The organism is Fodinibius sp. (genome assembly GCF_034521915.1).
In the GTDB taxonomy this organism is placed as follows: Bacteria; Bacteroidota; Rhodothermia; order Balneolales; family Balneolaceae; genus Fodinibius.
This window is the reverse complement of record NZ_JAXHLU010000004.1, coordinates 120,840-139,660: the sequence shown is the minus strand read 5'-3', so window position 1 is coordinate 139,660 and position 18,821 is coordinate 120,840. Positions and strand designations below refer to the sequence as shown.

The 18,821-nt window shown below is 42.2% G+C and carries 15 protein-coding genes; 6 read left to right on the top strand and 9 right to left on the bottom strand.

What is annotated here, in order from left to right:
* The first annotated feature begins 64 nt into the window (after positions 1 to 64).
* Positions 65 to 835 carry an NRDE family protein gene (locus U5J89_RS03240; RefSeq protein ID WP_322574169.1) on the top strand — a complete coding sequence of 257 codons (771 nt, stop codon included), beginning with the start codon at positions 65 to 67 and terminating at the stop codon, positions 833 to 835.
* Positions 836 to 1,194: 359 nt separating this feature from the next.
* Here the strand turns inward: U5J89_RS03240 and U5J89_RS03235 are convergent, their stop codons facing one another.
* Both U5J89_RS03235 and U5J89_RS03230 read right to left on the bottom strand, forming a co-directional pair.
* A complete protein-coding gene (locus U5J89_RS03235; RefSeq protein WP_322574168.1) occupies positions 1,195 to 1,737 on the bottom strand; it encodes an REP-associated tyrosine transposase in 543 nt (180 codons plus the stop codon).
* A gap of 178 nt (positions 1,738 to 1,915) precedes the next feature.
* Complete coding sequence (locus U5J89_RS03230; protein ID WP_322574167.1) at positions 1,916 to 3,646, bottom strand: Na+/H+ antiporter NhaC family protein; 1,731 nt, start codon at positions 3,644 to 3,646, stop codon at positions 1,916 to 1,918.
* 415 nt (positions 3,647 to 4,061) lie between these two features.
* Between U5J89_RS03230 and U5J89_RS03225 the strand changes: the two genes are divergently transcribed.
* Positions 4,062 to 5,231, top strand: a complete 1,170-nt coding sequence (locus U5J89_RS03225) for a pyridoxal phosphate-dependent aminotransferase (RefSeq protein WP_322574166.1) — start codon at positions 4,062 to 4,064, stop codon at positions 5,229 to 5,231.
* 170 nt (positions 5,232 to 5,401) lie between these two features.
* Here the strand turns inward: U5J89_RS03225 and gltX are convergent, their stop codons facing one another.
* Positions 5,402 to 6,886: a glutamate--tRNA ligase gene (gene gltX / locus U5J89_RS03220; RefSeq protein WP_322574165.1), complete on the bottom strand. Its 1,485-nt coding sequence runs from the start codon at positions 6,884 to 6,886 to the stop codon at positions 5,402 to 5,404.
* 109 nt (positions 6,887 to 6,995) lie between these two features.
* Positions 6,996 to 7,442: a four helix bundle protein gene (locus U5J89_RS03215; protein WP_322574164.1), complete on the bottom strand. Its 447-nt coding sequence runs from the start codon at positions 7,440 to 7,442 to the stop codon at positions 6,996 to 6,998.
* An 86-nt stretch (positions 7,443 to 7,528) separates the two neighbouring features.
* On the opposite strand from U5J89_RS03215, the gene U5J89_RS03210 reads away from it, so the two are divergent.
* The 3 genes from U5J89_RS03210 (at position 7,529) to U5J89_RS03200 (ending at position 11,320) form a co-directional block, all read left to right on the top strand.
* Entirely contained in the window at positions 7,529 to 8,206 is a 678-nt protein-coding gene (locus U5J89_RS03210; RefSeq protein WP_322574163.1) for a WbqC family protein, read from the top strand.
* Between the two features lie 59 nt (positions 8,207 to 8,265).
* Positions 8,266 to 9,426 carry an aminotransferase class V-fold PLP-dependent enzyme gene (locus U5J89_RS03205; RefSeq protein WP_322574162.1) on the top strand — a complete coding sequence of 387 codons (1,161 nt, stop codon included), beginning with the start codon at positions 8,266 to 8,268 and terminating at the stop codon, positions 9,424 to 9,426.
* 148 nt (positions 9,427 to 9,574) lie between these two features.
* A complete protein-coding gene (locus tag U5J89_RS03200; RefSeq protein ID WP_322574161.1) occupies positions 9,575 to 11,320 on the top strand; it encodes a sodium:solute symporter in 1,746 nt (581 codons plus the stop codon).
* A 73-nt stretch (positions 11,321 to 11,393) separates the two neighbouring features.
* Here U5J89_RS03200 and U5J89_RS03195 read toward each other — a convergent pair whose 3' ends face one another.
* A complete protein-coding gene (locus U5J89_RS03195; RefSeq protein ID WP_322574160.1) occupies positions 11,394 to 13,886 on the bottom strand; it encodes a zinc-dependent metalloprotease in 2,493 nt (830 codons plus the stop codon).
* Between the two features lie 229 nt (positions 13,887 to 14,115).
* Here U5J89_RS03195 and U5J89_RS03190 point away from each other — a divergent pair, with 229 nt between their 5' ends.
* Complete coding sequence (locus U5J89_RS03190) at positions 14,116 to 14,727, top strand: class I SAM-dependent methyltransferase (RefSeq protein WP_322574159.1); 612 nt, start codon at positions 14,116 to 14,118, stop codon at positions 14,725 to 14,727.
* On the opposite strand, the gene U5J89_RS03185 is transcribed toward U5J89_RS03190, so the two are convergent.
* The 4 genes from U5J89_RS03185 to U5J89_RS03170 form a co-directional block, all read right to left on the bottom strand.
* A complete protein-coding gene (locus U5J89_RS03185; RefSeq protein ID WP_322574158.1) occupies positions 14,728 to 15,045 on the bottom strand; it encodes a phage holin family protein in 318 nt (105 codons plus the stop codon).
* Between the two features lie 64 nt (positions 15,046 to 15,109).
* Positions 15,110 to 15,469: an Hpt domain-containing protein gene (locus U5J89_RS03180; protein WP_322574157.1), complete on the bottom strand. Its 360-nt coding sequence runs from the start codon at positions 15,467 to 15,469 to the stop codon at positions 15,110 to 15,112.
* A 403-nt stretch (positions 15,470 to 15,872) separates the two neighbouring features.
* A complete protein-coding gene (locus U5J89_RS03175) occupies positions 15,873 to 18,131 on the bottom strand; it encodes a heavy metal translocating P-type ATPase (RefSeq protein ID WP_322574156.1) in 2,259 nt (752 codons plus the stop codon).
* Positions 18,132 to 18,237: 106 nt separating this feature from the next.
* Positions 18,238 to 18,807 carry a helix-turn-helix domain-containing protein gene (locus tag U5J89_RS03170; protein ID WP_322574155.1) on the bottom strand — a complete coding sequence of 190 codons (570 nt, stop codon included), beginning with the start codon at positions 18,805 to 18,807 and terminating at the stop codon, positions 18,238 to 18,240.
* Positions 18,808 to 18,821 lie beyond the last annotated feature (14 nt).

The window sequence follows — 18,821 nt, the reverse complement described above, 5'->3', positions numbered from 1 at the left end:
GTTCACGCACGAATATGCCAAATTGTTACGTAAATTTCTGCTTTATACTTTTGCCGGTTAAAAAATGTGTCTGATTGTATTCTCATATAAGCAACATCCCCAATATCCGTTAATTTTTGCCACTAACCGAGACGAACACTATGACCGACCTTCGCAATCGGCTCAATTTTGGAATAAAAACTCAGATATCTTAGCCGGTAAAGATTTAAGAGCCGGTGGTACGTGGATGGGAATTAACAAGAAAGGAGAGTTCTCAGCCGTAACCAACTACCGCGATCCTGATATTGAAAAAGAAAATCCACCCAGTCGGGGAAAGTTAGTGCTCAATTTCTTGCAAACCGATGAAAATGCACCGGTTTATCTTTCAAATTTACAATCCCGCGCTGATCAATACATGGGCTTTAATTTGTTAGCGGGATCGTTAGACCAATTGGGATATTACTCCAACCTACAAGACGAGATTCTTTTTTTAGATTCGGGATTATATGGCCTCAGCAATCACCTGCTGGAAACTTCATGGCCTAAAGTTCGTCTCGCAAAAAGAAAACTGCAGTCCCTGATAAATGATACTTCTATTGCTCCGGAACATATATTTGATCTACTGGCAGATGATCGCGAAGCTCCGGACGAAGAATTACCGGATACCGGAATTCCCAAGGAGGTAGAAAAGAAAGTTTCGCCGATCTTTATTAAAAGTGACGGTTACGGCACACGCTGCTCTACCGTTTTACTGATTGACGATCATGGAGAAGTTACATTTGCAGAACGTCGATTTAAGCCGGGAACAATGGAAGTCGAAGAAGAAAACCAGTACCAATTTTCGATAGAGGAGTAGTTCATTAATCCAAAAGTATGGAAAGCAAAAGTGTAAAACCTTTTTTATTAAGAATTCAGAATGGCACTGTCACAAGCGGACGCTTGCCTACGCGTAGCCAACAGTAAAAATTCAATTTTTAGTATGGTATGCTACGCTTCGGCAAAGGCAGGCTTGCGCCATTTTGAGTTACTATAAAGAACTTTTTAACTATAAATCTTTGCTCATATTCCGTTACTCCTCTATAGTATTAGATAGTTCACTGAACAAAATCTTCCATCTACCAACCAACAATCCCAAATAAAAAGATAGCGCGAGCGTCCGCTCGTACAAATTATTTTTCCTAATCCAATGACATACTGTCCGCTGAAGCCTTTTGGTCAACAATCAATTTCTATAACCGTCTGCTGCCCAGCATAATTTTTAGCGCTACTGTATAAATAATCCTCGGGCTTATTGACAAAACCTGCCTTAACCGGATTTTGATGAATATATTCCAATTTTTGATCTATTAACTCATTGGAATCCAACAGAATAGGATGAAAGTGATGTTGCCAAAATTGAAAGTCTTTATTATTTGATCTTTCTTTACCAGCATCATACATCATCTGTAACATCCATACTTTTCGACTTTCCTGTAAATTATCCTCCAGAATTTTTCTTATTTGATTTGAGGTAAAGCTCTTAAAATCCCTAACAATATCTTGCACTTTCTCCCCTTTTGTCCCAACTATTAAGTGGATATGATTCGTCATAATACAATAAGCATATAACAATAACCCTTTCTCTTCCCGACAGTATTTAAGACTTTCTACGATAACATCTCGATATTCCCGTCTGGTGAAGATATCAATCCAATTAACAACTGTTGATGTCATAAAATAAGGGTATCTTTGATCATAGATTTTATATTTTCTACTCATCTTGATGACTTTTTAATTCTATTTACCTTAGAAAAGTAATTATGGCAAGTGTTTCTTGCTATTCAAAACTAATGGCACAAGCGGACGCTTGCGCCATTAGTTACTTGAACATAGTCTTTATTAAAAAATAAATAATAGCTGTAATAGCGCGAGCGTCCGCTCGTGCTATCTACAATAATTAATCCAGTGATGTACTGGCCGCCTCTTTACCATCAGGCGTATATTCTTCGGGATCGGGAATTTCACCGAACTGGAAAATAATGGCTACGATGATCGCCACTCCTGCGGGATAAATAATCCATGCCGGGACGCCAAGCACCATAATTGCAATTAGGCTCACAATACTGATTCCTCCAACAACCATCGCATAAGGAAGTTGCGTATTAACGTGTTCTACATGATCGCACTGGGTAGCAATAGAGCTCAGAATAGTGGTATCCGAAATAGGAGAACAGTGATCACCCCAAACCGATCCTGCCAATACCGAACTGACGCTGGCATAAATAATTTCGGCCGTCATTGCATATTCTAATCCGGTATTATTGCCGATATCCCAGGCTAACGGTACCACGAGTGGCATCAAAATTCCCATTGTTCCCCAGCTCGATCCGGTAGCGAACGCTGTAAGAGCTGATAGGATAAACACAATAGCCGGCATCCAATAAGGATTAAGCGTTTCGCCAAACACACTCATCAGGTAATCGGCCGTGCCAAGCTCAACGGTAAGAGCACTGAGCGCCCAGGCCAATACCAAAATCAGAAGTCCGTCAAACATGGTATGCATCCCCTCCAACATACCTTCGAGCATCTCATCAACTTCCAGTAATTTTCGGGAAAGAGTCATAATAATAGCTACGGTAACAGAAATAAGCGATCCCCAGAGCAATGCTTTGTACGAATCTGCAGATTCAATAATCGCCTGAATAGAATTTCCCTCTCCTGTAATAAACAGACCTCCAATTGTACCTAATACAAGGGTTATAATTGGAATTACTGCATTCGACCAGTGTGATACTTTCTTCGTTTTCTCATCGTCCTCAATTTTATCCTTCCACAGGTTATAAGTATCGAGATCAGGATTGTGCTTCGCCTTATAAAGATTGATTCGCGAGGTGAGCATGGTGGCAAAATCACGTCCCGACCAAGCGATTAAAATCACAAAAAGAAGCGTAAAGAAAGCATAAAAATTATACGGTAATGAACTCAGAAAGACCGCATAGGCCGACTCATTAAAGTTGGGCATTTTTGATGAGGCATCTGAAATAAAGCCGACCATGGCCCCTATCCAGGTACTTACAAGGGCTATTGTAGCTACCGGAGCTGCGGTAGCATCTACCAAATAGGCCAGCTTTGCTCGCGATATGCGTAGCTTGTCAGTTAACGGACGCATAGTACTGCCCACAACCATGGTGTTAGCATAGTCATCAAAAAAGATTACAAATCCCATCAACGAAGTCATCAATTGGCCATGCACCTTGGTCTTGACAAAAGACGTTATGCGCTCAATGACCCCCCGCGTTCCACCGTTATCGGTAATAATACCAACCATACCACCGATGAGTATAGTGAAGATAATGATACTCATGTGGCTTTCATCAGCGGTTGCGGGTACAATATAACCGTGGAGGGCTGTAAAAAAACTGGAAAATACACCGCCAAATGTGAGATCTCCGGCTAAAAAGGCACCACACCAAATCCCTAAAAACAAGGCAAAAAGGACCTGGCGAAAAATAAGGGCAATGCCAATAGCTACGAGGGGTGGCAAAATACTGAGCCAACTGCCAGTTTCGATACCCGTTTTAGCAGTTTCCTCGGCAGCTTGTGCAGCACCGGGAGAAGCAAAGCCAAAATTTATCAACAGCAATACTGAAAAAATACCCGCTAATACAAACAGTGCTTTACGCTTCATTGAATCAATTTTTGATTAGCTTTTTTAGTTGAGAAGTACCAAACGCACAATTGATCAGTGAAAATACAATCTCTACAATAATTTGCCAGAAATTTTTACAGGATCTAAAATATCCGGCATAATTAATCGAAAAAAATAGAGGAGAAATTTGATAATTCTAAACAAACCATGAAGTTTTAGGAACTTTGAAAATTGTGTCATCCTGTTGCAAAAGCTTTTGGGATTAAGATCTATAGATGAACACTATTTAAAAAGCGTTAACCATAACTTGGCATCAGATGCTGAAAGAGATCCTGAATCAAGTTCAGAACTAAATGTTCAGCATAACATAAAAAATTTTATCAAAGCCCTCTCATAACTCAGTCCTTATCAAGGTATTCCGAAATTATCGACATTTTAATCAACCAGTAACATTATGAAGCCACTTTCATCCATAACCGAAGCACTCATCCAAAGTGATATTCGCTCGATTACTGCCCGCGTAAAAGCCGTAGATGGAATTAATCTGGGCCAGGGCATCTGTGATATGCCGGCACCGGATTCCATCAAAGAAGGAGCCAAAAAAGCAATTGACAACGACAAATCCATCTATGCTCCTTTTGGTGGAATTGACTCTCTTAAACAACGTATTATCGATAAAGTGCAATCTTTTAACAATATCCCGGTTCGTAGTCCAGACAATATTTTGGTTACCAGCGGTTCCACCGGAGCATTTGTAACTGCCACTTTTGGTCTGTTCGATCCCGGCGATGAGGTTATTCTCTTTGAACCCCTGTACGGATATCACAGCAAAATTCTAGAGCTCAGAAATATAAAACAGGAAACGATGCTCCTGAATCCGCCGGAATGGGACATAAATTTTGATAAGCTGGAATCGCTTATCACAGCCAAGACTAAAGCAATTGTCATAACCACTCCCAATAATCCATCCGGCAAAGTATGGTCGCGACAGGAACTTCAGCAGCTGGGGAAACTGATGACCAAACATGATCTGTATGCCATTACCGATGAGGTTTATGAGTATATGACGTATGATGACCACTCCCATATTTCTCTTGCTTCATTGGACAATATGTTTGAACGAACGATTACTCTTTCCAGTTTTTCCAAAACGTTTAATATGACCGGTTGGCGCCTGGGTTATGCTGCTGGTCCTGAGCATATTATTGAACAGATGGGTCTGTTGAGTGATCTTTTTTACATCTGTGCTCCTACTCCACTTCAGCATGGATTAGCAGACGGCTATCCCACAGGCGACGATTATTATGAAGAATTACTTCAGGACTACAGCCGTAAACGTAACCTCATCTGCAAAACACTTGAAAAAGTGGGCTTTGACGTCCCTTGGCCGGAAGGTGCTTATTATGTCTTCGCGAGTTTTGAACCACTTCGGGACCGCCCCGGTTTTTCTGATGATCAAGAAGCGTGCTCTACACTGATTGAAGAAGCTGGAGTAGGTTCAGTCACGGGTGGATCTTTTTTTACCAATCCTGATGACGGTAAATACCTGCTACGGTTTTGCTTTGCCAAAAAGGAGCATGAATTGGAGGAGGCTTGCCGAAGAATTGTGGATTATTTGGGATGATACAACAGTATTACCGTTGAATCAGAAATAAAGTCAGACAATAATGACTTAAAACATATATTCTTCTGGCGTACCTCTGGTGCGCCAGCTTTTTGAATTATCTAAAAGTAAAACCCTAAAGGTTTCGAAAACCTTCAGGGTTTATAATCTATTTCCAAGTTTGGCTTAAACTATCCCAATTTTTCGATAGCTGTGTTAATGCGACGGATGGTCGTCTCTTTGCCAAGCAATTCAATCGTTGGCGTTAGGTCAGGTCCGTAGCCCATTCCTGATACGGCCACGCGCAGTGGCATCATCACGGGTCCAAAACTGACATCGTATTCTTCAATCACTTCTTTGATTTTATCTTTAAGGGTCTTGGCTTCGAACTCATCTTCGTCGAGGTCTTCAATTTTTTCGACATAAGCTTCCAGAAGCTCAGCACTGTTATCTTTCCACTTCTTAACCGCTTTATCTTCGTATTCCTCGGGATCCTCAAAGAAGAATCGTCCCATCGTAACAAAGTCCTCGACTTTGCTAACGCGCTCTTTCATCAGTGGAATAATCTGCTTCATATATTCCTCATCGGGATCAAGACCGTGCTTCTTTGCAAGCTCCTGCACGCGCGGCCATAGCTCGTCAGCCGACTTTTCGCGCAGGTAGTGCTCATTGTACCAAATCAACTTATCATAATCGAACACTGCCCCACCTTTACTTACGCGATCCAGTGAGAACAAATCACAAAGTTCTTCCAGCGAATGGATTTCCGAATCGTCGCCCGGACTCCATCCCAGATACGCCAAAAAATTAACTAAGGCTTCCGGCTCAAACTTCTGCTCAATATAATCTTTTGTGTTGATTGGGATACCCTCGGTCTCAGCTTTTCGCTTGGATAGCTTTCCTCCACTGGGCGACATAATCAGCGGCAAGTGCGCCATCTTGGGCGGCTCCCAGCCAAAATATTCGTACATCAAAATGTGCTTGGGCGTACTGCTGAGCCACTCTTCCCCACGGATTACGTGTGATATTTTCATCAGGTGATCATCCACTACGTTTGCCAAGTGATAGGTCGGCATTCCATCGGACTTAAGCAGAACCTGGTCGTCCAATCCTTTACTTTCGAAGGATACAAACCCGCGAACCTCATCCTCAAAACGAATCGTTTCGCGCCGCGGAACTTTTAAACGAATTACATACTCTTCGCCTTCTTCCAGCTTCCGCTCAACTTCTTCCTCGGGAAGCGTCAGGCTGTTTTTCATCGACATTCTGGTTATAGCATCATACTTGGGCGACGGATTTCCTGACTTTTTCAACCGCTCCCGCATCTGATCAAGTTCTTCAGGAGTATCAAAAGCGTAATAGGCATTGCCCTGTTCAACAAGCTGCTCAGCATACTCTTCATAAATATCTTTACGCTCACTCTGTCGATACGGACCTACATCACCGGAACTTTCTGGGCCTTCATCGACTTCCATACCCGCCCAACTCAAAGAGCGGTGGATATCTTCTTCGGCCCCCTCTACATAGCGAGCCTGATCGGTGTCTTCAATACGGAGCACAAATATTCCGTCGTTACCCTTCGCAAATAAATAATTATAAAGTGCCGTACGGAGCCCACCAATATGCAAAAAACCTGTGGGTGACGGCGCAAAACGTACACGTACACTACCTTCCATAATCTGGATAATTGGATTAAAAAAATTTCTGTTCAATGCATCGAAAAATAAGGCTTATGGGGCACTTGTGCTAATCATAACAAGTGATAAGTAATGAGTTAAATCCTTATTATAAATTACCCTCGATATCGGATATCAAATAACCTACTTCTTTTTCTGAAATCTTGGCAGAAGATCTTTTCTCATTTATCATCCTTAGTAATAATTTGATCACAGAAGTTAACAACTTTATCCGATGCAAGGCCGTTTTTCCACCTAATATATGCCTACTCTTAAAATACCAACCCTTACTTTCTCTCGCAGAACCCAAGGCTATTTCATAAAACCTGGCTTTCTCTTTCGGGGAATTTCTCGAATAACCTTCTGTAATATTTGCACTTATTGAACCAACAGCTCTATACAATTGGTCTGCCAAAGAAAAATATCTTTGATCTTTAATCATTTGAGTATCTTTCCAACAAAGATCAGACAAATACAAAGCAGCCCGATAAACTTTGAGATTCCAAACGCGCATGTTTACTTTACGAATATATTTACCAATTTGATAATTGCTCATATAACACTTATTACTTTTATCTTTATAGTAAGACCAGTTTTTAAGATTTTCCTTACAAATTACTTATTACTCCTCACTCGTCAATCATGAAATTAGCCCTCTTAACCCCACAATTTGCTCCCAATCTCTACGATTTAGCTGCCATACTGCAGGCCGACCGAATTATTTTACAGGATGTGGAGCGCTGGTCGCGCAAGAGCCGTATTCACCGGGCACAAATTCGTACGCCCGAAGGCACGCAATGGATTAATATTCCCATCCGCACCGAAGACCGAAAAAAAGCAGTCAAAGATGTGCGTATGGATCACTCCGAAGATTGGGTAACTCCGCTGCTTCGCACCTTGGAATACAATTATCGCAACAGTATTTACTATGATTTTTACGAGCCCGAAATTAAAGCGGATTTTAAATCCGCCTACGAGTACACTTACCTGATAGAGTTTATTCTATATATTCAACAAAGGTTGTTTCGCTTTATGGATATCAGTATTGACTATGAGCTGGCCAGTGAGCTTCCGGATTACGATGCCAATCCCGATGTGCTGGCACAACGATTGGGTGCTGATACCCTATTCCAGGAACACGATAGCCGCCACTATCAGCGGCAAGCCGAGCAAAAAAGTGATCCCGACTTCGAACATCCCGAATATCACCAACATTTTGACGGGTTTGAACCCTGGTGCTGCATTTTGGATGTGCTCTTTCAATTTGGACCGGAAAGTTTTCGAATTACCGATCAGCTTGCTGAAAAAGTTGAAGGTTGAATATTAAAAGTTTACCATAAAATCCTTCAACATTTAACTTTATCACATTCAATATCAAGATGGACTGTCAGAAACATCTATTTTCATTGCCCGATAATCATCATTACCTGAACTGTTCGTATTTATCGCCACTGCTAAACAAAGTGGAACAAGCCGGTATACAGGGCATGAAGGGAAAAAGTCGCCCATGGGAAACAACACCCCATCATTTTTTCGAGGATAGTAATACACTGCGATCACTTTTCGGGAAACTCGTAAATGCTCCCAATGCGAAAGACATCGCAATTATGCCTGCCGTTTCGTACGGTCTTGCAACGGTGGCCAAGAATATTGATCCTGCCAAGGGCAAAACGATTGTTATAGCGGGCGAACAATTTCCCAGTAATGTCTACGTGTGGAAGCGATTTTGTAATGAACACGACTGTAAGCTAAAAGTAGTAGATCCACCGGAAGATTTCGAAGATCGCGGACAACTATGGAATGAGAAAATAATGAATGCCATCAACTCAGATACGCTGTTGGTTGCGCTCGGCAATGTTCACTGGACAGACGGCACACTATTCGATCTAAAAACCATTGGCGCAAAGACCCGAAAAAATGATGCCTATTTTGTTATTGACGGCACACAATCGGTTGGAGCTATGCCCATCGACGTGCAAGAAATTAAGGCTGATGCCCTGATCTGTGCCGGTTATAAATGGCTGATGGGTCCCTATGCCATTACGCTTGGGTATTTTGGGCCACGCCTGCAGGACGGTATTCCTCTTGAAGAGGGCTGGATCGTCCGTAAAAACAGCGAAGATTTTAGCGGACTAGTGGATTATGAAGATGACTATCAGCCGGGGGCTGTGAGATTTGATATGGGCGAACGGAGCAATTTTATTTTAGTACCCATGATGATTGAAGCGCTAAAGCAGATTTTGGACTGGGACCCTCAAAACATCCAAACGTATTGCGAGCAATTAACAACCGATATAGAGAGAGGTTTACCCGACTACGGATATCAAATTGAGGATCCCGAATGGCGAGCTGGGCACATGTTTGGAATCCGGCTGCCAGCGTCTGTATCTCTAAAAAAATTAAAGCATCAACTCGATAAACATAATATTCATGTATCGGTTCGGGGCTCGGCAGTTCGTATTTCACCCAATGTGTATAATGATGAGCGAGATATTGCTATGTTATATGATGTACTTAAGGATGTGGCAAGCGAGGTATAACAGGTAACTTTTAAGCCAGAGAGATTATGACAGAGAAAAAATCGGAAAAATCCCAACCAAACTATTGGCGTGTCTTCTGGATTGGTCTTTTTTACATCCTGCTGCTGGGGCTGTTTACATACTTTTTTAACCTCCCTATTTAGCTGTTATGCACTGGATTGACTGGCTTGTTCTGATCGCATTTCTGGGATATACCATCTGGGATGGGACTCGTTACGGCAAGGAGAGTGAAAATATTGAGGGATTTTTCCTTGCTAACCGCTCGATGCCATGGTGGGCCATGGGACTTTCTGTGATGGCGACCCAAGCCTCGGCTATTACGTTTATCGGTACTACGGGGCAGGCATATGTGGAGGATATGCGATTTGTACAGATCTATCTGGCGGTACCTTTTGCGATGATCATTCTCTGCATGACGCTAGTTCCATTTTTTAATAAACTGCAAAACTTTAGCGCTTATGAGGTGCTGGAGGAGCGCTTCGGTCTTTCCACCCGGCTTTTTACCAGCTTTCTTTTTCTGATGTCACGCGGCCTGGGTTTGGGAATTATTATTGCGGCTCCGTCGTATGTACTTGCCGTACTGCTCAACCTGCCGCTGTCGACTACCATCCTTATTATTGGGATTACCGCTACACTTTATACTATGGTCGGCGGTATCAGCGGGGTCATTCGCACCGATGTAAAACAGATGGCGGTGATGATGTTTGGGCTTGGGTTTTGTTTTTACTGGATTCATCATCAGCTGCCACCGAATGTAGATTTCAGTGACTCGCTCTATCTTGCGGGAACGCTGGGCAAGCTGGATGCCCTCGATATTAGCTTCGACATCAGCGAGAAGTACAATATTTGGACGGGTGTTTTTGCGGCGCTCTTTTTAATGCTCTCCTATTTTGGCACTGATCAAAGTCAGGTGCAGCGCTACCTTACAGCAAAATCGCTGAACGATGCCCGAAAATCGCTACTACTTTCCGCATATGCTAAAGTGCCGATGCAATTTTTTATCCTGTTGCTGGGCGTGATGCTTTATGTATTCTATATTTTTGGATCTGCGCCTATCACCTTTCACAGTACCGATCCCGTGGCCGAAACGGAACAGACCGAAATTGCTGGAGAAATGTTACAACAAGAATATCAGGCCACTCACTTGCAACGCAGGGAAGCTGCTTTAGATCTACTTGAAAGCCAAACACCCGAAAATGCCAAGGCTTTTCGAGAGGCAGATCGACATCTCAACGAAGTCCGCGAATCGGAGCTAGAGCGGCAGGAAAAGATTACCCAATCCAGCCGAAATGATACGAACTATATTCTACCCTATTTTATTCTTAACGAGATTCCCATCGGCATTATCGGACTTATTGTAGCCGGGATTTTTGCTGCTGCCCTCTCAAGCATCGACAGTGAGCTCAATGCCCTTGCCACCATCTCGATTGTGGATTGGTATAAACGATTGGACTCTAAGGATCGGAGTCCAAAATGGTATCTCAAATCCTCACGGTTTACGACCGTACTCTGGGGGGTACTGGCAACCGGGGCGGCCCTGGCTCTGGGCGAAACGCGTTCGATAATTGAGTTGGTGAACAAGGTAGGTAGTTATTTTTACGGCTCAATATTGGGCGTTTTTGTCCTGCTACTCTGGGTAAAACGTGCAAACGGAGTCGGGGCGTTGACAGGACTTATCTCGGGAATGATTACTGTATTTTTCTTCGACCGACTCTTTGAACATCCAGAAACAGGAAGTTGGCAACTGATCTTACCCTGGCAAGAAAACCCGGAAGGATTTACCAAAGCCATTGAATACTTGTGGCTAAATCCACTGGGGACGGTAGTCGTTGTTATTGTGGGGATTGCTATAAGTATGCTTTGGGAGCAGGTGAGCGACAAATCCCTCCGTTAATAATCCAGACCTACAAATAAAAAAAGCCCCAGTTATAAACCGGGGCTTTAAAACTATTTAGATGACTTTGCTTTTAGTCATCCGGATTAAGGATATTATCAATCCGCACTTCAATGTCTTCCAAGTGTGCACCTGTGGCACGATCTTGAACACGATTTTGTGTATTCTGAACATCGTCTAACAATATCTGAAGCTGATTCCGGACGATCGGACGAATATCAGACTGGCTGACATCAACATCGGTCCATCCCAAATATTCTTTAAAAGCTGATGAAATATCAGGAAGCTCTTCAGTCATCAGATACTCCATGCGCTCAAGGTATGCTCGCTGCAAATTACGGCGGTGCACTCCAATTTCACTGTTATTATCAAGCTCCGACCAGATGCCGTTTCGAACATCATCCATCATTTCGAAGGCATCATAGGTATCTTCTGCCGACCGCGCATCAAACTCAATAAGCCGAGCAATACGCTGCGGATCAGTCAGATCATTAAGTACCCGAACCTGAGCACTTCGCATATTATCAACAACTGTCGATTGATTAATACGGTCGAGGACATCCTCCTCAATCAGCCAGTCGGGCGTCATAAATACGTAGTCAACCAGAAAATCCATTGCTCGCTGCTGGGTTTCCTGGGGAACAAATGTATAAACGGGACCTTCTTGGTTGTACGTTTTATGATTTTCATACACACCGCCTACGTTTTTAGTAACATGTCCCATATAACGGTTCCACTGACCTACAACGTTATTGTAAAGCTCTTCGAGCTCTGCAAAGTTTGCTCCGTCGCGCTCGGTCCATTCAACCAGATTTGAAGTAATGCGTTTCAAATTTGCAATACCAAGCTCACTGGCTTTCATGGCATCATTACCAAGATCCTCATTTTGTGATCGGGGATCAATTTTGCTACCGGTTTGTCGACCGTAGAAATAAACAGGATCATCAGCACGCTCCCGGGTCCACTCGTTAAGCTTAGCCACTTTTTCTTCTTCGGTCATATCTTCGGGAAACCATGTATAGCCCCATTTAATAGACCATTTATCGTATTCTCCGACAGCGGGATGAAAATCCTCTACTCCATCACCGGGCTGTGCAATGTAATTAAAGCGGGCATAATCCATAATGGAAGGAGCCGTGCCATGCTTCTCCGTAAAGGTTGGAGAACGAAGCGAATCGACCGGATAAGCATAACTTGATCCCCAGTTGTGTGGCAAGCCAATGGTATGACCAACCTCATGGGCCGAAACAAATCGAATAAGTTCACCCATTACCTTATCCTTAAACTGCACCGTTCGGGCATTAGGATTGGCCGCTGCCGTTTGAACAAAGTACCAGTTGCGTAGTAGGTTCATCACATTATGATACCAACCGATATCGCTTTCCAGTATTTGCCCCGTACGTGGATCATGCACATGCGGTCCATATGCATTCTGAATATCAGAAGCGAAATATCGAATCACCGAGTAGCGTACATCTTCGGGACTCCATTCGGGATTTTCTTCTTCGGTAGGTGGATCTTTTGCAATAATTGCATTTTTAAACCCGGCCGCTTCAAATGCTTTTTGCCAATCTTCGACGCCCTGCTTTAAATAAGGTCGCCATTTCTTAGGCGTAGCGGGATCAATATAATAAACAATAGGATTTTTCGGCTCTACGAGCTCTCCGTCGAGATAAGCTTCTTTATCACTGGGCACCAGTTTATACCGCGTAATGTACTGTTGCTCATTTGCCTTGTGTTTCTCCGTACCATAATCGGTCTGCTGAATACTGAAATAACCAACTCGTTGATCATAAGAACGGGTTTCCCATTTTTCCTCCGGCAGCAGCACCATGCTATGATTAATCTCCATAGATATTGTTCCCGTAGAAGCATTAGATGGAGGTTTTGAGGCTTCATAGGTCATCCAGTTACGAGCCTCAATATTTTCCGGATAACTGTTGATGTGGTTAATAAAAGAACGATCGGTGTCGAGTCTCCGTACTCCATATCGTTCGCGCTGATTGCTCTGCAAGCCAAGCGCCGATATGTCGGTACTATAAAGTTTTGTAACATCAATTACTACACCGGACGAATCCTTGCCTAGCGATTTTACATCGAATGAAGCAATAATAGGCTCAAAGTTTGAGTTTTGGACCGCTTCATACACAGGTAGTGAATCATTTGCCACATTTTCGTAGGAAACGTGTCGAAGAAGAATTTTATCGTCCTTTTTCTGCCAACGGACAACCTGAGTATTCAGCTTTTCGCCGCCATAGCCAATTTCATCCTGCGTTTCTGCAATGCGAGAAACGAGCAGCATTTCGCGACTAAGTAGCGAATCAGGGATTTCATAAAAGTAATCCTTGTCAATTTTATGGACATCAAATAATCCTGTATCGGTCTCAGTCTCATCAGTAATAACTTCACTGTACGGCTTCATGCCGTTTTCTGACTCCTGAGATGATGGGCCACCGCTTTTTGATTGGTCTTGAGCGTTTTGAGTACTTGCGCATGCCCCTAATATGCCGACACACAACATCATAATACTCAATCGCTTCAATTCCTTGAAGATAGAATAACTCATAGATGGTATTTTAGTTTAATGTTAGTTTGTAATAATACTTAAAGTGAGGGCTGTAGCGAAATGAATCAACTAAAAATAGTTAATTAGATGTAAAAATATATTTCAGCGACAACCATTGAAACTTTTTTTAATTTACAAGATATATTTAAAGTAATTTCATTCGCTCTTATTAGTCAATTTGCTTAAGCTTTGTTACCTTATTCAGCCATTAGTAAATAAAGAAATAACATTGGAACACCTACTTTACTTTCTAAAAGACTTGAAACAAGTGGGAGCAGTGGCTCCCAGTTCTAAGTTTTTGGCCAAAGATCTTGTAACACAGCTACAAAACAAACTTTCTGATGCAGATTGCCAACCTTTAAACATCCTGGAAGTTGGCGCCGGTACAGGTTCATTGACCAAACAGATAGCAAAGCATCTTCGTCCCCAAGATTCTTTGGACATTGTTGAAATCCACAAAAAGTTTTATCAAATCATTGGTTCGAAGTATCGCCACGATGATAACATCCGTATTCATCATGCTGATATTTTAAACTTCCATCCCCAAATTAAGTACGATTTTATATTTTCGAGCCTACCTTACGAAAATATGCCTGAAGATATAACCAAGCAGATCTGGGAGAAGAAACTTAATCTTTGCTTGCAAAAAGCCTATATCAGCTATTTCAAATACTTGAAATTTGGCGATTTTAAAAGTGACTTTGAGGAGGAGATTGTTAAAACCTATAAGCATGACAAAAAAATTGTCTTCTTAAATATCCCCCCCGCCAAAATCTATACGCTCGAAATAAATCAAACTGATAATGAACAGGACACTATTAAAAGCTCTAACGTGGCGTAATTAGAAAAATCCCAAATTTAGCACCGCCAGCAACAAGCTAAATAAGAACGCCCATCCAAAGCTTTTTATCTTCAACCCTTCTACAAGCTCATCTACCAACATCAGCATTAGGGCATTAATTACAAGAATAAATAGTCCGAATGTCAGTATCGTTATGGGCAATGTAAGAAAAACCAGGATTGGTTTAACGAAGCTATTTATAATTGCCAAAAGTATTGCTACTCCAATGGCTGTGAAGAAGCTTTTTATCTGTACGCCTTTTAGGATATAGCCTATTACGAAAATCCCGATGCTGTTTACTAATAGTGACCAAATCATATAATTATCCGTTTTAATGAGAATTTGTCTACCATACGGATAATTCTACCAAAGGTTGTGGGCGTTATGCTCTCAATGCTTCAATTTTATCCGACAACTCATCGAGAGCTTGATGACATAACGAACAAAATTCTGAAACTTTTTCCCCTAAATCCTCAGATATTTCCCCCGTGTTCGCCTGTTCCTCTATCGTTAATATAAGTTCGTGGGCTCGTTCCATTCCCATATATTTTAGATTAGGCTTAATTTTGTGGGCTTTTTTGTAGAGCTTTTGCCATTCCTCACTCTCATAATGTTTCTGAATATTTTCGATGGCTGCAGGTGCATCTTCAAGAAATGCCTCGGTAGTTTCAATAACAATGGAATCATCACCCATTGCAATCTCACGCAAATAAGAAAGGTCGGTTACTGATTTATTACTCACAGAAAAACGCTTTTAAATTATACATTTTGATATGCCGATTGCTCCATACCAAATACGTATTTCTGCTAATATAATTCAAATTAAACTTTGTAATTAAGCCGTCTTATTATCCTGTCAACATTACAATGCCCACAAGCACCAGAAATGTTATTTTCAAAATCAATGCCTTCCAATTTTTCATAATAGTATCCGAAAACTTATTGTTACACTTTTTGTCGGAAAAGCAACTAAGTAATAATAAATCCTTCCTTTAATATCAAGTTATCAACATTGATATTTATACATTTAATCACCTTTTGCTTCCCGATTGTGCTTTCAAGAGAGATAGAAAGGTATTTTGTTACAGATTTCTCAGATAAATTATATTTCGCAAGTTTTCCACATAGTTATCCACAGATACTTATTAGCTTGTGGAAAGGTCAGCTTTTTGCAGTCGCCTGGAATTAAACACCACATTTATAGAGCTAAATGCCATGGCAGCTTCAGCCAGAACAGGATGCATCATTCCCATAATAGCCAGGGGTATCATCACGACATTGTAAAAGAAAGCCCAAAAAAGGTTTTGTTTTATTTTTTTAAAAGTAGCCTCACTTAGCTTTATCGCTTGCACTACCGATTGCAGCTCCCCTTTTACGAGTACAATATCACCGGATTCTATAGCCACGTCGGTCCCAGTACCGATGGCAATACCTACATCGGCCTGTGTAAGTGCGGGAGCGTCGTTAATGCCATCACCCACCATAATAACTTTGTTTCCGTTTGACTGCAGGCGCTTTATCTCATCGGATTTTTGATCGGGAAGTACACCCGCAATCACCTGCTCAATACCTACTTCGCTTGCCACTGCGCGTGCCGTTCGTTCGTTATCACCGGTAATCATAACCGGTGTAAATCCCATCTGCTTAATAGCAGATATAGCTGCTTTACTATCTTCTTTAATAGGATCGGCAATAGCTATCAGGCCAACCAAGACCCCATCTATTCCAACTAAAACAGTGGTTTTGGCCTCACCTTCATATTGCTCAATATCAGCTTCTGCATCACTACTGATTGTAATATTCTGTTCTTCAAACAATGGCTTATTACCAACAATAACTTCTTTTCCTTCAATCTCTGCCCGAATACCTTTTCCGGTTACGGCTTCAAATCCTGACGCATCCCACAGATCAATTCCTATTTCTTTGGAATGATTAACAATAGCCTCACCAAGAGGATGTTCGGATCCCCTTTCTGCTGCTGCAGCATATTTAAGCATCGTTGATTTATCCCAATCTGATAATACCTCCACATCTGTAACCGAGGGCTCTCCTTTGGTTATCGTTCCGGTCTTATCTAGCACAATAACATCTGTTTCACGAAGCAGCTCAACAGCTTTACCCTTACGGATTAAAATACCGTTTTCGGCTCCAAGGCCAGTACCAACCATCAGGGCCGTTGGCGTAGCCAATCCCAAAGCACATGGACATGCAATAACCAATACGGCAATAGCTGCATAAAAGGCCAGCGCTATCGAACCCATGTCAGGATTTACCCAAGGAATAAAACCCGACGCCCAAACGGCTATCTGTCCAAAAAATTCCGGAAACACCATCCAGGCCACCCAAGTGGTGAGAGCTAATCCAATAATAACCGGCACAAACACAGCAGTAATACGATCTGCAAACTCCTGTATCGGCACCTTAGAGCTCTGGGCCTCTTCAACCATTCGAATAATCTGATTGAGAAAAGTCTCGCTGCCCACCTTAGTCGCCTGTACCTTAAGCGTACCATTTTTATTGATGGTCGACCCGATTACTTCATCACCTTTCTCTTTCCGTACCGGCATAGATTCGCCCGTAGCAAGCGACTCATCAACACTACTTTCTCCGTCGATGACTTTGCCATCGGTGGGAATCTTTTCACCCGGCCGGACAATCATCACATCATCCACCTTCAAATCTTTTGCGGGTATGGTCATCTCCTTGCCGTTACGAATGATCGTCGCCTCTTTGGCCTCCAGCGTCATTAAATTCTTTATAGCCTCAGAAGCACGACCTTTTGCCTTGGTTTCTACATAGCGTCCCGTAAGGTGAAAAGCCATAATCATACCCGCAATACCGGCAAAGCTGTGGAAAGGCGGTGCCATCCCGAAAATATGTAGCAGGGCTACAAATCCCGTTCCCAGGGCTGCCAACGATCCCATTGCAATAAGTACATCCATGTTGGGTGAGCCGTTAATTGCCGACTTCCACGCTCCTTTAAGGGTTTCCCAGCCGGGATAAAATATCACAACCGAAGAAAGTCCGATCATTAATAGCTGATATACCAACTCTCCGCCGAGCGCATAGCCGGCAAACATTTCGGGGATCATCAGCAAAATGATGGGGATGGTCAATGCCCATGACCACCACATCTTGTGGTAGGCTACATCAAGTTTTTTTTTACCGGTTACGTCCGGATCCTCATCGTCCTCAACTTCTTCCTTAATATCGTAGCCGGCATTTTGAACGGCCTCTTTTAACTTATCACGAGTAACCTCACCGTTTTCAAACTCAACAAATGCTTTTTCTGTAGCCAGATTAACTGAGGCTTTACTAACTCCCTCCACTTCAGAGAGAGCTTTTTCTACGCTGTTGGCGCAACCGGCACAATGCATGCCTTCGATTTGTAATGATTCCTTCATGGCTGTTTCTACTAAATTTCAAATTACATCCAAATATAACAGCCCTAAGCCAAGCAACCCTTACAATCCATTAAAAGAAATGTGTAATATTTTTGGGTCTTAAGATCTATACAGCATCCAGCGACTGACGACTATTCTCATCAATGTTATCGCGAAAAGAAGTGACTGTTTCTCCGGTTACTTTTTTAAACTGATTGGAAAGATACTGCACGCTGCTGTAATTGAGCTTCCATGCTATCTCACTTAGTGTCAGCTCACCATAGGAAAGCAACTCTTTAACTCGCTCAATCTTCAAGTTAATAAGATATTTCTCAATCGTAACTCCACCGTTATCTGAAAAATATTTACTCAAATAACTATAGTTGTACTGCATATTCTCTTCTAAAAAAGAAGAGACTTTATCAGGATCTTCGGAGTCTTCGAGATACTTGAGATAGTCGATAAGCTGAACCTTTATCTGCTCAAGTAATGCCTCATTGTTCTTCTGGATAAGCTCAAAACCCTTGTCTACCAGTTCTTCACTTATCTTTTCAAGGTCCTCAGATGTTACATCTTCTGCAATGACAACTTTGCCAAGCGCAATGGATTCTACCTCAAATTCGAGATCTTCCAAGACCTGCTGTACCATCATGATACAGCGGTCGCAGACCATATTTTTAATTTGTAGTGTCGTCATAGATCAATAAAACG